This window comes from Undibacterium sp. SXout20W (genome assembly GCF_049340285.1).
Taxonomy (GTDB): domain Bacteria; phylum Pseudomonadota; class Gammaproteobacteria; order Burkholderiales; family Burkholderiaceae_D; genus Undibacterium.
Map to the genome: position 1 here is coordinate 1 of NZ_JBMPPH010000005.1, position 14418 is coordinate 14418.

The window sequence follows — 14418 nt, forward strand, 5'->3', positions numbered from 1 at the left end:
GCGATTTGAAGCCATCAGTGAAGGAGATATTTTATGGGCGATGAACAGCTTAAATCATCGTCCCAGAAAATGTCTCGGCTTCAAAACGCCGCACCAAGTATTTATGAAGCAGTTACAATCGCATCAACATGTGGTTGCACTTCGAAATTGAATCCGCCATTGCTAAAAAATGCACAATAATGTATTTTGCAAACATCTTTTGCAATAAACGCAAAGCTAAATTAAAACCGAAGAACAGATTACTTCGATCGGTCCTCGGGAAACACCACCTAATTGAGAATAGTCTATGTTGGAAGATTTGCGGATTTTTTTAGAAGTCGCCCAAGCGGGCAATCTATCCAAAGTCGCACAGGCTCGCGCCATCGCGGTTTCTTCCGTCGCTCGCAAAATAGATGCATTAGAAATCAGTTTGACGACCAAGCTATTCCACCGGACATCACGTGCAATTATTCTGACGGATGCCGGCGAACGATTTCTTCCGCATGCCAAAAGCATGATCGCAGAATTGGATGATGCTAAGGATGAACTCTCCGCGTTACGTGCAGATCCGCGTGGTTTGCTCAGCGTCACGGCTCCAGCCGCGTTTGGACGACGATATCTGACACCCGCAATCACGAGTTTTTTAAAGCAGTACCCCCTGATGGAAATCGACTTAGAATTGAGTGACCAGGTCATTGATTTGTCCGCACAACGATTAGACGTTGCTATCCGAATAGGAACCTTACCAGACAGCGATTTAATCGCCACGAGGCTGGCACCCCTCAACCGCTTAGCTTGTGCCAGTCCTGACTACCTGGAGCGCTGCGGCGTGCCACGTTCTCCTCTGGAACTCATTGAACACAATTGTTTAAAGAAATTGAGCCGGCATCTACCCTATGAATGGAACTTTCCGGGAACACACCAAAACAAAGCAATTCCAGTAAAAGGCAGTTTCCGCTCTGATGATGTTGAAGCCTTATTGCAAGCCGCAGTTGCCGGTATGGGTGTCATTCATTTGGCAAGTTTTATCGTCAGCGACATGGTCGCTGACGGCAAACTGCGTATTCTGTTTGAGTCTGAATGTGCAAACATCCAAAAAGCATCCCAAAAATCGAACGCTGGGATTCACGCAGTTCGTCTGCCTGGTCGCTCACACGCTGCCAAAGCACAAATGTTTATCAATCATCTACGGCAGGAATTTGGTAGCCCACCTATTTGGGATCGCGCGCTGGGACTTGCTTAGTTTTTTTATGCGGGTACGCATTTGCAGAGTGCTTGCTCAATGTCTTAGATTTACAAAGTCACTGAAGCAATCACAAAGACAATTTCGCTTAATTCACACCTCATACTGGCCGTGATACGCTATCCACGCTCGTTTGAATGTCATGAGGTCGAGGCACTTCAAAGATCAACAACAGCGAAAATAAAATTCCGCCCCAATTTACCGAGTGTGTTACTGCAAAATAGTCACTCGTTGGCTAACGCAACGGACCATATTTATTATTGCTTTGAGCTAGGTACAACGCCCCTGCAAACACCACTATTTAAGGGATGCCTCATCAGTTTGACACTGCGGCTTCTTTCCGTTCGCTGAGACCCTATATTGCCCTTCGTGCCTCAAATCAAAGAAGCTGGCGCGCTATAAATTTATCCAAATAGCACCGCTAAAAAATACTCCACATTAAGATCAGATTTCTGTCATCGCGCTATAAAAATTAATTACATTTAGTTACATCTGTTAGTTTAAGTTAATTTCCGCTGATTACATCGCTTTTTAACATCCAAAGTTAGATCAAATTCTTAATTGCAGGACTTTTCCCTCGCTATTCAAAGATTCGAATGTGAAATGCAAAGATACGATTATTCCATACCACTTTGCTTATACATAAAAGGGAATCCTGATGAATATGCCATACGACAAAACGATTTTGGAAGCATCGCAACGTGAAGCTTATGCGTCAGAGACGAATCATCGCGCAATCATTCGTGAGATGGCGAAATTTGTTAAAACCAATAACGCTCTTGGTGCAAGTCTATTCTTGATTGACATTACTTTGTACGGACTCGCAATTGTCGCAGTGCTCTTGGTACAGAACTTACCTCTAAAAATTTTAGCGTCAATTTTCGCAGGGATAAAACTCTCGAATCTGGCAGCATTGGCGCATGATGCAGCACACAATAGCCTGACGAATTCACGTCGTCTTAACTGGTTAATCGGCGTGCTATCTTTTACGACATGCCTGTTCAATTATCGTTTGTGGGTCTACGATCATCATTCCTTGCATCATCCACATACGAATGACAAGCATCCAGACTCATACAAACCGCTTTCAAAAGCGGAATACGATGCGCTAACCACCATCGGCAAATATTGGTATCGTTTTATTCGTTCGGCAAACCCATTCGCTTTTGGGACTTACTATATCGTCCAGCGTTGGTCGAGAGTGAAATTCATCCCAGGAGCGTTTTTACCTGCAAAGCTGCGCACATCAGCCTGGCAGCATTTCGCTTTCATGATGGTTTATTTGGTGAGTTTTATTACGCTACTCGCGATGGCACCGCAGTACAGTTCAACCAGTGTCATAACCGCGATATTACTTGGTCTGGTATTGCCATTTTTCATATTCCAATCATTGTTGGCTCTGGCGTTATATTTAAATCATACCCATCCTGCAATACCATGGTTCAACGACAAAACTGCATACTTAAACACTGCAGCGCCTGAATACATGACGGTGCACGTGCGTTTTCCTCAAATTATTTCCACTTTGGCGCATCATTTTTTTGAACATCCAGCACACCACGTTTATCCAGCCATTCCTTGCCATCAATTGCGTAATGCGCAAACGCGATTGAACCAAATGCTTGGAGAGAATGCTGTGATAGTCAATTTTTCGCTATCAAATCTCGTCGCGATTATGCGCGTATGCAAACTCTACGATTACGAGAATTTTCGTTGGTTAGATTTTGACGGCAAAGCAATAACACCTACTTGTAAGCTCGTTTCACAACTTCATCCTCAAATTAATTTCGCTAAGGAGCACGTATGGAACTGAAATATCACCCTGATTGCCGTCCATTTACCGAGGCCGGAGAATTATCGCAAGTGGAAGCATGGTACGAACAAGGGCGCCGCATATTGTGGGTAATGTTACATGGGAAACCACGCCCCTGCTTCAATCCAGAGTTACTGGCAGATATTAAACAATTGATTGCCGCGGCAAAATGCAGCAATTTGCCAATCGAATTTTGGATTACTGCATCGACAGTGCCAAATATTTTCAATGTTGGTGGTGACCTCGCTCTTTTTGCAAAACACATTCGCGCTGCTAACCATGAAGCATTGCGTCAATATGCACATTCATGCATAGAAGCCGTTCATGCGGCAGCAACTGGATTTGGTATCGATGCGATTACGATTGCAATGATCGAAGGAACAGCAATGGGTGGCGGCTACGAAGCAGCGCTGGCGCATGATTTCGTACTGGCGCAATCAGATGCCAAAATGGGATTCCCGGAAATTGCGTTTAATCTTTACCCGGGAATGGGGGCATATTCGTTGGTACAACGTAAAGCCGGACGATTGCTCGCTGAAGATCTGATTATTTCAGGCGCAAGTCACAGCGGCGCCTGGTATCACGATAAAGGCTTGGTTGATCGCACCTTCGTTCAGGGAGATGCATTCAGAGCAACCCGTGGTTTTGTTGACGAATTACGTCCTAAACTGAATGGTATCAAGGGAATGCTGAATGCTCGCCGTCGGGTTTTACCGCTAGATAAGGCTGAATTGATCGACATCACTGAGGATTGGGCACGCTCTGCACTCCATTTAAAAGACCATGATGTCGCCTATATGGAACGGCTCGTTATGTTGCAAAATCGCAGAGTTAGCAACACGACGTCAACCGCGGTGAATGTACCTAAAATGACTTTAAAAGTGCCTGAAATGGCTTAAGCATTATCACAATAGCCATCGCTGGCGTTTGTTACATCTACATCAGCCACAGTCTCGACTGTGGCTGATAAGAGTACTGCCAAAAGTGCTTAAGTGAAAGCCGATTCAGAGTCTGAAACTGATGCTAATGCTAATGCTAATGCTAATGCTGCTGGCGACGCCTCGGCACCGAGCTACAAATTTATTTACAGGCTCTAGATGTTAAAAATTCGCTTTTTCCTTTTGCGTACGCAAATACCATTTTTCAAATACGTCCGCCGACATTGGACGCCCAAACAAATAGCCCTGGCCGTAATCAACGCCTATGCTAGTCAGAAATTCGAATTGGCTCGGTGACTCGATTCCTTCCGCCACGACCTTCATGTGCAATTCCTGCGCGACGGCAACGATAGAACGTAATAAGCGCTGAGCCTTAATATCTGTATCTATGCAATGAATAAAACTTCGATCTAACTTCAATACATCGAGCGGCATTCTCGATAGTTGCGATAGTGACGAATAGCCAGTGCCAAAATCATCGAGATGCACTTCAGAACCTAAGGCTTTAAATTCAGCAATCAATTTGAGCGCAAATTCTTCATCATCAACCAAACAACTTTCGGTCAACTCAATATCAATCACGGACGGAAGAATATCCGCTTTCATCAATAATTCTTTAAAATCTCTCACTAATGTAGGCCGCTGTAATTGGCGGGCCGACACATTGATAGCGATCCTCAATGTAATACCCTTGCGCTTCCATTCAACAGCTTGCGCCACTGCCGCTTCCATTACCCAAAATCCTATTTCTTTAATCAGGCCGCAATCTTCCGCGTAGGGAATGAATTGATCAGGTCCAATAGCCCCACGCTCGGGAGAATTCCAGCGTACAAGTGCCTCGACGCTTTTCACCTCGCCAGAAGTGAGGCTTTGCTTTGGTTGATAGTGAAGCTCCAACTGATTTTCACTTAATGCCTTACGTAAATTGGTATCCAGCCATACATACTCACCAACCTTCCTATCCATATCCGAAGAAAAAAAACGATAGGTATTGCGGCCACCATCTTTCGCTGCATACATCGCTACGTCAGCACTACGAACCAACTGTTCAATATCTTTGCCATGTTCCGGGAACATCGAAATTCCAATAGAACAACTAGAATAAATTTCTGCGCGATCAAAGCTAAAGGGCAAATATAGTTTTTCGAGTATTCGTTGTGCTAACGATTCCGCGCCGCGCCGCGCTGGATCGGCACTATAGATGAGGAACTCGTCGCCGCCCAGGCGCGCCATCATATTACCTTCGCCAAGGCACGACTCAATGGTCTGCGCTGCTGCCTGAATCAGCTTGTCACCGACAATATGACCATAATGATCGTTCACTTTTTTGAAATTATCCAAATCCAGAAACAAAACACCAAATCCTTCCGTACTGCCGGATTCAATCGCCTCATTAATGAACTCTTGAATCGCATATCGGTTCAATAAGCCGGTCAAAACATCGCGCGTAGCAAGATCAACCAGCTTTTCTTTTGCGGTACGCTCTTCCGTAACATCTGTCCCTGAACACACCAAAAACCGTTCAGGCTCACCACTGCCGCTTTCAATTAATTTATTGCGCCACAATATACGACGTTGACCGTGTCGACTATTTACGGGCCTTTCAACTTGATAAGCATTTCCATTCTTAAAAAAGTCATTAATGTTTGAACGGGCGGCATTGTGTTCACCTTCAGGAATAAACAAGTCATGGGCATTTTTCCCCAATAGATCTTCTTCTTTGAGTCCCGTTAACTCTTCGCACAAATTATTAAAGCGCTTTATTTTTCCCTGGCTATCAATAATCACTACCAAAGAATTCACTTCTGAAACGACTTGCTCAGCAAAAATCAAGCCGTTTTCAAGATCGCGCGCGACCGTTTCTGTGTCTCCGTAGTCCGCTGCGGTACCGCTCCAAGTCGACTCGTCAATTTTACGTCCAACGAGATGAAACTTAATGACATCATCAAATAGACGCAAACTTAAGACTAAATGACCCGTCACGCCTTTCAGGCGCCTTATGGCCGCTATTTGTGTTTGATCCAAAACGACTACGCGAGTCGTTATCTCACCATCACCGGAAAGCTGCAAGGTATTGCTGTCGTCGCGAAAAAACCAGACTGGACTGCGGGTACCAAAATGCAAAAATAATGCATTCGTCGATCCCACATTATTCATTGCTTCGCTCACTTTTGTTTTTCCTAATCAGCATAGATTTACACTACCTCTCACAAAGAAGACAAAACTTCAGCGAAGAGACAACGACGAATGAGATTTCCATTACTAACATTTGCGTTGGAACGCACTTATATTGTTCAAGCGTTTAGTAATCCAGCATACAAGTTTGTTCCAAATTTGTCGACAAATTGTGGGCAAAGTTTTTACATTTGCTTCGCACAAAACTTGCAGGCTGAGAATTAAATATTTCGCGCGGTTCTACTGTCATTGCAGGCTAAAACACCTTTAAACCCGCACTATTCTCACTACACTCAATTCGATTTTTTCAGTCGCATTGTGGCGCCAAAAACGTTAAACATCGTTACTTTTTCTGTTAAATAGTTAGGAAGACAATGATTAGAAAAAATTGAGATTAACCAACTTCAACCATATCAAAATGACCCATCGCGTTTAGTGCGATCAGCTTTGTAGTGATATATGCTCTTCAATCAACCAATATGAGAGCTGAAATCTCTGATCGTAACGATTCACTTGCTGCAATTGCTCACTCGGAAAATTTTTCGGGCGACTATTGCCCCTCCTTTGAGGGATGAAATTTTTTTGCCGAACAATCGATATGGAATAAGAACCAGGATCGAACCTAGAATCAATGCGTTTAGAAATTAGAATTTAGAATTTAGAATTTAAACATATCAAACGGGTAGTGAGCTGCTTTTTAGATGTCAAGACGCCCTCGCCGTCGCGATTCGACCTAAGTCACTTGAAATTGATTATCGCTGGTTGTCCGCAATTAAATAATGATGGATTGCTGCGGACGCGGCATTATGGGCATCAACCAAGTCACCCATCAAACTCAAACATTGAGCGTTGTCATCGGCGACGCCTGCAGTCTCTATCTGCTGGCACAGATCTCCCAAAGCAAGGGCACCAACACTGTTGGCTGCCGATTTTAGTGTGTGAGCCACCTCATATAATTTTTTTGTATCTCCACTTGTTGAGGCGGCCAAAATCTCGCTTACTTGCTTTTCTGCATTGAGTAAAAACTTCTCTAACATTCGACGATGCAATGGTGGTTTATCGCCCAGCAATTCGCGTAACGTATCGGCGCTCCAGATAGGCAATGTCGAAAATTTATATTCTTTAAGATGTAGATACAGTGAAATTTGCTGACTCTGATCAAGTTCTTCAATTCGATCAAAGTTAATCTCAAAGTTAGGTTGAGAGTTAGGTTGAGAGTTAGGCTCAGAGTTGGATTCAGTTAGCAGGCCAGCTTCCTTACGTTCCTCAATGAGGGGTTTATCATTTAAGGGAAGCCATTTGTCTATAATTCTGCGCAACTCATTCATGCGCAGAGGCTTGGATAAATAATCATCCATCCCACGTTCATGGCATCTCTGAGTTATCCCATTCATAGCGTTAGCGGTGACGGCTATGACAGGAAGATGCGTCCCCTTTGGTTCGGCTCGTCGAATCGCTTCTGTCAATGCAAAACCGTCCAGATTAGGCATGTGGCAGTCGGTTAATAGTAAAGCGTAGCGCGTCGGATTTTTTTTCCACATTTGAAGCGCAATTTCACCATCTGCGGCGATTTCACATGTATGGCCAAGCATGCGTAATTGCTCTTCGATGACATCACGGTTGGTTTCATTGTCATCTGCCAGAAGGATCAGACGCTTTGCCAGCACGGCTTCTTCAATTGACATAGCCACAGTTCTGACGCGGGTGCGACGTTCTATTTTAATTTCAGGAAATGCTTTATTCAAACGCCCACCTGCCTGTGCTATGGCGACCATAAAATCATCTTTAAGTAGCGGACGGGTGAACAACTTGAGGTCCGAATCAAAACACTCATTTTCTCGCAGAACCATACGCACAACGGCCACCTTATGAGGTAAATTGAGTTCCTTGGTCGGGGTTTCGATCGACAATCCAATGAGCAAAACTGTATTATCCATTTGATCTGGTGATTGCATTAATAGTGAACCCGCCGCTGCGATATCCGCAACAATTTCGACCTGCGCACCTTCAAATTGACCATAGCTGCGTAATACCTCGATATCAAATGCGTCATCAGTAACAACAATAAGAAAGATCCCACTCAAACTTGGTTTTGAAGTAAGTTTGCGTCCAGGCTCACACCGCATCAAGGGCAATTCAACGATAAATTCAGAGCCTTTACTTAAGACACTACGTACTGACATACGACCATTCATAAGCTCAACCAAACGAGACGTTATTGACAGACCGAGGCCGGTGCCGCCAAATTGACGAGCGGTGCTTTCATCCGCTTGCATAAAGGGTTGAAACAACTTAGACACGACGGTATCGCTCATGCCAATCCCATTGTCCAGCACGGTGAAACGTACCCCCGATTTACCATCTGAAAACATGCATGGGGTAACTCTTAACGTTACTTGTGGATAATGCTTTGCATCAATCACAGAAAACTTAACAGCGTTCCCAAGCAAGTTAAGAAGTACTTGACGTACGCGGGTAGGATCGCATTCAAACCAGCTTGCTAATTCAGGTGCAATAAACAGACATAGTTTTACCGAGCTTGTTTTTGAAAGCGCTAGTACCAACAACATGGTGCTTTCTACCAAGTCTGGCAAATAAGTTGGAATGTTCTCGATGTTGAGCTTACAGGCTTCGATTTTTGAAAGATCGAGAATGTCATTCAAAATTTGTAACAATGCCAAGGAGGACTGTTGTATCGTCATCAGTATGCGTTTCTGTTCTGGCAACAGCGGCGTTTCTTGCAAGATATCGATCATGCCGATGACACCGTTCATTGGTGTGCGAATCTCGTGACTCATGTTTGCTAAAAAATCAGACTTTGCCCGATTGGCTGAATTCGCGGCATCCTCATTTTTTTTGCGCTCAGTGGTATCTGTACGAATACTGATATATTGTTCAGGTAGGCCATCTTTCCCCAGAACGGGCACAATGGTGGTCACGGTCCAATATAAACTACCGTATTTATTTCGATTTAAGATTTCTCCGTGCCAGACTCTTCCTTCACAAATGGTCTGCCACAGTTCATCAAACATTTCAGCTGGATGATGTCCTGAATTGAGAATACGATGATTTTGGCCTAAGAGTTCTGCGCTGGAATACTGGCTAATGACGCAAAATAAATCATTGACGTAAGTGATCGTTCCGGCGAGGTCAGTAATACTAACGATGGCATGTTGATCCAGTGCAAACTGTCTTCTTTCTAAGTCGAGCTGTTGAGACTTCAGTTTGATGGAAACCGTATTTAAAGCGTTTGCCAGCACTTCAAGTTCCAGGTTATTTTTGTACGGCGTGATGCGCGCACCCTTTTTTTCATCCAGATGTGCTGCAAATTCAGTGACGGTATCGAAAGCGCGCATCGGCGATCGCAATAAAAACAGTAACAGCGACACAAACATCACACAGGTCAAGCCTACGACCACCAATGACCGTCCTAAATGACTGTAAGCGACTTGCAAGAATGTCGGCGACTGATAACTTATGCGCACCCAACCCAGCACACGACCGTCATCGATAGGGTACCAAAGCATATTTTCGTTCGACAAGACAACGCCTCGACCGACGGGTAAAGGAACCGGTTTAGTGTCGCCATCAGGGTTCCATCGTCCATCTTTGTTTCGTAATCCTACGATGGTCTTACCGTTTTCATCAGTTACTAGCAGTGATCGAAGCTCAACCGGGGTAGCAAATTTATAGGCTGAGCTTTCCAACCTGGCAAAATCTTTCGCGATTAAAAATATAGGGCTCGCTGCAGCCAAATTTTGTGCGACGACCGTCATTTGGGCTCGCACCTTATCGTGAATCAAAGAGGTTTGTACTTTAGCAATGTAAAGTCCATCCGCTAAAATAGCGATTACCATGCACGTCGACGTGAACACCGCTAATTGCCAGCGTAAGGTACGCGGAATTAACCTGAGCCATCTGGAACGAATTGACATATCGCGTACCCTTTTACGAGGTATTTTTCTATACGATTTTTTAAAAATTCTAGATAGTCAGCGTAAGAGTTGGCAAATTCGCTGGCCGCTCAACTCATGCAACTGTTTGTATGCGCCATCCCTGAAGGCCACCCAATGCTCATTAATTTATGTTTGCTTTATGTATAAGAAATGTTCAATCAACATAAACCAATCCACTTTTAACGCGGCGCATGCAATTTTCCAATAGCAGCCTCTAACGCTGTTTTGGTAACAGGTTTTGCAATTGTTCCAAGAAACTTCATTGATGAAAGTTGTGCGACGAGCGAAGCAGAATAAAGAATATGAGCGCCCTGCCCTGACATCAAAACTAAGCTCCCCTTAAACCCGCGATCATTGATCGCTTTCATAAACTCAAAGCCATCAATATCTGGCATTTGAATATCACAAACAAGCAGGTCGGGTTTGGATTGACTGGCATCAAATTTAGCTAACGCGCTTCTTCCGCCATCCGCGGTTATAATTTTTATCACGCCGAGATTTTCTAGCTGAGCGGAAACCAATTCCAATTGAAGGTCATCATTATCAATGATCATGACACTGATTGCTTCATAAGTACTCATTCTGCGACCCTTAGAATTTGTTTAGCACAGCATAAGCGACCATCGATTTCGATCATCTATTTAAACAATACTAAGGTCAAGCAAAAGTTTTGCTTTGCAGAAAAGTCAGCACTTATGCGGTGTGATTGACACAGTAGGAGTTACGAATCAAGCCGATGATCTCCTGCACCTTCTTCTTAAGAGAAGTAAATTCCTCCACAATACATGTAGGCATCTCTTCAATTTAGAGTTTATTTGCAAGAGTAATATCGATTCCATCTCAGACGAATACATTTATGCATGATTGTAGGTTAGCATTATGTCTATTCTCTATTTGTTTAATTCCTATCCAGCCAAAGCTAGAAATAAACAGTTTGTTCAAGCTAACCTCGATACCACCGCCCACAAAGTGAGACAACCCCTTATGCGAAAATTCTTGAAACAAAGTTTTCTCAAAATATTCAGGAAAAGTCATCTTGTCCAAAACGACATGTATTACCCCATTCCACAAAAGTCCATCGATGGCATTTTCAGTTTTCTTATGGATGGCTGCGTTTATGACCGGGACTGGGAGGCCGTAGAAGGTTTTGAAGAAAACCAACGAAAGTTTATTGATTCCCTTAGCAAAATATCGGGAAATCCTGAGAACCGAGCGATGCACATCAACTGCGGAAAACATGGGTGCATTCACGTTCTTAGTGACGGGACTACTATCAACATGACCGACCTTCGATCTTGACGCGAAAAAAGTTCTCGGTTCGATCTGCCATCTCATATGACTCAGTAGAAATACTGTGCCCAGGTATTGATCACTCATGGATATCCACTCGTCATTATGATGCAACGAGTCTGCAAATTATCCAGCAACCCCCATGACCAAAAGATCATGGAGAAGGCTGCTAAGCACAACCTCAGAGAGATTGCTGCTGAGTTGGTGCAGCGACCTCTAGTGGGGTCATTGCTGAGATGAATCGCTTAATGGATGCAGCAAACGCTAAGGTGCGGAGAAAGGATGCAATTCGCGGCGTCGAACTTATCGTGTCGCTACCAAAGCGTAGTGGCATCAACCACCGTAACTGCTTTGAAGACTTCCTTAATTGGGTTGAGACCTTCTTTGCTGGCATCCCTACCTTACACCCAATCAGGTATTCTTCAAAAATACGCTTGCACTTCAAAATTGAACTCGCGAATTAAATTAATTCAGTTATTACCAATGAAAAGAAAATCACATCAAATCCTTCGAGTACTGATGACTTTTATCAACCGCTCGCATCAATGCAGGAAATACTTATCAACAACGTTTCACTCGAGGCACCAGATCCAAAAGTAACTCGTACGTCAATATTTATCAGCGGCCATCGAAGTTTTGTCACAGATGACCGGATCGCATGCTCAAGAGATATTCGACCATCAAAATCCCCCCCCATTAACAGTCATTCGTGAGCCGTTCGTTGCACATCCACCCTGACCGTGGCGTAATCCTGATCTAATCCTGAAGAGTTGGTCGGTGCGCGATGCGGTGCGAGAGAGAACGGGCGTTCAACTGCGAGGAACAATACTGCTGTTGGAATAAGCGTAAGACCGAACATTGCTGGCAATAATGCACAAGAGAACAAAAAACCATGGTTAGCAATGGGCAGTGCGACGGCAAGCGCTAAAAAGCCGGCTTTAAGCGCAAGACCATGTAAGAGGTAATAGGAATAGCTCATATTTCCGAGCCAACGCATAGGTGTCCATGAAAATGCAGATGGTAGCCATCCTGCCGGATCACGGAAACAAGTCAAGCAAAGCATGAAAAACGCAACGAAAAGAATGCTTATCTTAAGCGTAAAACCAATTGATCCAGCCAACGGCAACAGGTTCGCCAAGACGCCGAAAACAAGAGCCGTTAAACCGAGAATGCTATGCGGGGTCGGGATAGAGCGGCTGTTGAGTGCCTCGTAAAGTAAAATGCCTGAGACAAACATAAGCAGCCTGACATGGCCACCATATAAAGCACAATAGATCGCAGTTATGGCTGCCAAAATTGAAAAAAAGGAGACACGCCAGATGATGCTGCGGTCGCGCATCCTAAATAATGTGATGAGAAGTGGAATAGTCAAGTAGTAGAACATTTCATAGCTTAACGACCAAGCTACAGTAATCAATGGTTCAATGGGGAAAAGTCCGGGCAGAAGTAGAACGTTTTGGACAAGGTAGATAATTCCATCAAAGGCATGAATGGGAATCTTATTTTCAGCCGGAAAAGCAAACGACAGAGCAATGTAAGCGACAAACACGACAAGGAAAGCGGGATAAATTCGTTTAAGGCGCTTTGAAATGAAGCTGGTGAATCGCTGTGGGCGAGATATCAACGTACCGTAAATAAGATAGCCACTGAGAACAAAAAACAGATCTACACCTGAGTTTCCAATGTTGTGCAGCGCACTGGTAAGAGTGAGAAGTGCAGAATTCTCCACTATCCAGGGTTTCAGCAGGGTGACGAAATGAACAAGAAAAACGAGAAAAACAGCAAAGCCACGCAAGCCTTCCATCGGACGCACATTATACCCACCACCCCCACGAGACAACTCAAACTTCTGCGTCAGCCATTCCAAGGGAAGCTCCTAATTTGATATATATATGGAAGAATTGGGACGTACTCGGAAGACCGTCCATAGATGCGGCAACCGTCCAACTGCCGGGAACCCTCGATTTTATTACCTGGTAACAATTAGCCGTTTAGCTTCATCTATGAATGCCACTTTTGTGGCGCTTTGCATTCAGATAGCACATACAGCCATCGTTCGCATTGGCTGCGTCAGTGGTATACGTTCTGCCGCAACACATGTCGATTCTGCTCGAATGCTATCTTTTAGTCAACTATCGATTCTGCTCGAATGCTATCTTTTAGTCAACTATCGATTCTAGATCAATTGCTTAAGATCGAATAGCATTTCCTTCATTTCCTTCGCGGATGCCTTCATCCTTAGCATCAGCGACGCGATCTCTGATGGCTTCAAGCGAATTGATTTTGGAGATGTATCGTGCTTCTGATTCTGTAAGAGCGTCGAATCCGTATGATTACTTCGTGAATGTATTGCAGCGCGTGGGACAGCATCCGGCGTCAAAGGTGCATGAATTGACGCCGGGACTATGGAAGACGCTCTTTGCGGCGAATCCCTCGAAATCAGATTTGTACGCCATTCCTTGACCTTCAAATATTTGTGGTCGAAAATCGCTTACCTTCATCCTGTCCTTTTAACTTCAAGTCACGGGCCTTAGTGAGGCTTTCAATGACACCTTTTCGTAGATAATTAATTTTTTTAGCTGCGTCTTATCAGCATCGGTTAAAGGCATCGCCTCAAGCTTTGTATAAAGCGCGGAAAATTGCTTCACATACGCTTCCACGGCGGCTGAGAAAGCAGCATTTACATAATTATTTCCGCCTAAAATCAATGCTTTAGTCCGAATGTAATTAGTCTCGGTCAGTCCCGCCATCGCGCACTAGCCTTCACTAATTCTGATGAGGTTATGTTGCTTGCGTGGCCTTCTTCGAGGAATTTCGCACTACGTACGAGCCCGATTGCAGCAATAATTACTATCGAAAGAATCACTATACCAATAAAGAACCATAGCTTCGTCGCGACGCTTATCCTTTTGAAATTCATCACTTCTCTCCTGATTGCCTACATAGGAAAAATATAACGATCTTTGAGGAAACTATAGCGCAACTTTGCTTTGGTTGACTTCACAACTGCAACAGAACGCCTGG

At 44.2% G+C, this 14418-nt stretch carries 11 protein-coding genes and 1 pseudogene; 6 read left to right on the forward strand and 6 right to left on the reverse strand.

The window, feature by feature from the left end; translation table 11 throughout:
- The 4 genes and pseudogenes from ACO0K1_RS04395 to ACO0K1_RS04410 all read left to right on the forward strand — a co-directional run.
- A pseudogene (locus ACO0K1_RS04395) lies at positions 1-151 on the forward strand (IS30 family transposase); the annotation flags it as partial.
- A 135-nt stretch (positions 152-286) separates the two neighbouring features.
- Entirely contained in the window at positions 287-1222 is a 936-nt protein-coding gene (locus tag ACO0K1_RS04400; RefSeq protein WP_423023094.1) for a LysR family transcriptional regulator, read from the forward strand.
- A 658-nt stretch (positions 1223-1880) separates the two neighbouring features.
- Positions 1881-3035: a fatty acid desaturase family protein gene (locus tag ACO0K1_RS04405; protein ID WP_423023096.1), complete on the forward strand. Its 1155-nt coding sequence runs from the start codon at positions 1881-1883 to the stop codon at positions 3033-3035.
- The gene (locus ACO0K1_RS04410) at positions 3026-3934 is read left to right on the forward strand and encodes a crotonase/enoyl-CoA hydratase family protein (protein WP_423023098.1); all 909 of its coding nucleotides are present in this window, start codon (positions 3026-3028) and stop codon (positions 3932-3934) included. Before ACO0K1_RS04405 ends, ACO0K1_RS04410 begins: the two co-directional genes overlap by 10 nt.
- A 201-nt stretch (positions 3935-4135) precedes the next feature.
- Here the strand turns inward: ACO0K1_RS04410 and pdeR are convergent, their stop codons facing one another.
- From pdeR to ACO0K1_RS04430, 4 genes are all read right to left on the reverse strand, one after another.
- Positions 4136-6130, reverse strand: coding sequence for a cyclic di-GMP phosphodiesterase (gene pdeR, locus ACO0K1_RS04415; RefSeq protein WP_423023350.1), 1995 nt, complete (start codon positions 6128-6130; stop codon positions 4136-4138).
- A gap of 770 nt (positions 6131-6900) precedes the next feature.
- Entirely contained in the window at positions 6901-10083 is a 3183-nt protein-coding gene (locus ACO0K1_RS04420; protein ID WP_423023100.1) for an ATP-binding protein, read from the reverse strand.
- 200 nt (positions 10084-10283) lie between these two features.
- The gene (locus tag ACO0K1_RS04425) at positions 10284-10685 is read right to left on the reverse strand and encodes a response regulator (protein ID WP_423023102.1); all 402 of its coding nucleotides are present in this window, start codon (positions 10683-10685) and stop codon (positions 10284-10286) included.
- 259 nt (positions 10686-10944) lie between these two features.
- Complete coding sequence (locus ACO0K1_RS04430; protein WP_423023104.1) at positions 10945-11481, reverse strand: hypothetical protein; 537 nt, start codon at positions 11479-11481, stop codon at positions 10945-10947.
- Between the two features lie 161 nt (positions 11482-11642).
- Here ACO0K1_RS04430 and ACO0K1_RS04435 point away from each other — a divergent pair, with 161 nt between their 5' ends.
- On the forward strand, positions 11643-11858 hold the full coding sequence (locus tag ACO0K1_RS04435; protein ID WP_423023106.1) for a hypothetical protein: 216 nt from the start codon (positions 11643-11645) through the stop codon (positions 11856-11858).
- Positions 11859-12097: 239 nt separating this feature from the next.
- Here ACO0K1_RS04435 and ACO0K1_RS04440 read toward each other — a convergent pair whose 3' ends face one another.
- A complete protein-coding gene (locus tag ACO0K1_RS04440; protein WP_423023108.1) occupies positions 12098-13261 on the reverse strand; it encodes an acyltransferase family protein in 1164 nt (387 codons plus the stop codon).
- A gap of 395 nt (positions 13262-13656) precedes the next feature.
- Here ACO0K1_RS04440 and ACO0K1_RS04445 point away from each other — a divergent pair, with 395 nt between their 5' ends.
- Positions 13657-13857 (forward strand): hypothetical protein, encoded by a 201-nt coding sequence (locus tag ACO0K1_RS04445; protein WP_423023370.1) that lies wholly within the window; start codon positions 13657-13659, stop codon positions 13855-13857.
- Between the two features lie 53 nt (positions 13858-13910).
- On the opposite strand, the gene ACO0K1_RS04450 is transcribed toward ACO0K1_RS04445, so the two are convergent.
- The gene (locus ACO0K1_RS04450) at positions 13911-14144 is read right to left on the reverse strand and encodes a hypothetical protein (protein WP_423023110.1); all 234 of its coding nucleotides are present in this window, start codon (positions 14142-14144) and stop codon (positions 13911-13913) included.
- Between the last annotated feature and the right edge of the window lie 274 nt (positions 14145-14418).

Bases quoted from the DNA above. Each gene is read 5' to 3' on its own strand.
- ACO0K1_RS04410 (WP_423023098.1), top strand. From the start codon at position 3,026: ATGGAACTGAAATATCACCCTGATTGCCGTCCATTTACCGAGGCCGGA.
- ACO0K1_RS04435 (WP_423023106.1), top strand. From the start codon at position 11,643: ATGGATGCAGCAAACGCTAAGGTGCGGAGAAAGGATGCAATTCGCGGC.
- ACO0K1_RS04425 (WP_423023102.1), bottom strand. From the start codon at position 10,685: ATGAGTACTTATGAAGCAATCAGTGTCATGATCATTGATAATGATGAC.
- pdeR (WP_423023350.1), bottom strand. From the start codon at position 6,130: ATGAATAATGTGGGATCGACGAATGCATTATTTTTGCATTTTGGTACC.
- ACO0K1_RS04445 (WP_423023370.1), top strand. From the start codon at position 13,657: ATGGCTTCAAGCGAATTGATTTTGGAGATGTATCGTGCTTCTGATTCT.
- ACO0K1_RS04420 (WP_423023100.1), bottom strand. From the start codon at position 10,083: ATGTCAATTCGTTCCAGATGGCTCAGGTTAATTCCGCGTACCTTACGC.
- ACO0K1_RS04450 (WP_423023110.1), bottom strand. From the start codon at position 14,144: ATGGCGGGACTGACCGAGACTAATTACATTCGGACTAAAGCATTGATT.
- ACO0K1_RS04405 (WP_423023096.1), top strand. From the start codon at position 1,881: ATGAATATGCCATACGACAAAACGATTTTGGAAGCATCGCAACGTGAA.
- ACO0K1_RS04400 (WP_423023094.1), top strand. From the start codon at position 287: ATGTTGGAAGATTTGCGGATTTTTTTAGAAGTCGCCCAAGCGGGCAAT.
- ACO0K1_RS04430 (WP_423023104.1), bottom strand. From the start codon at position 11,481: ATGAGTGATCAATACCTGGGCACAGTATTTCTACTGAGTCATATGAGA.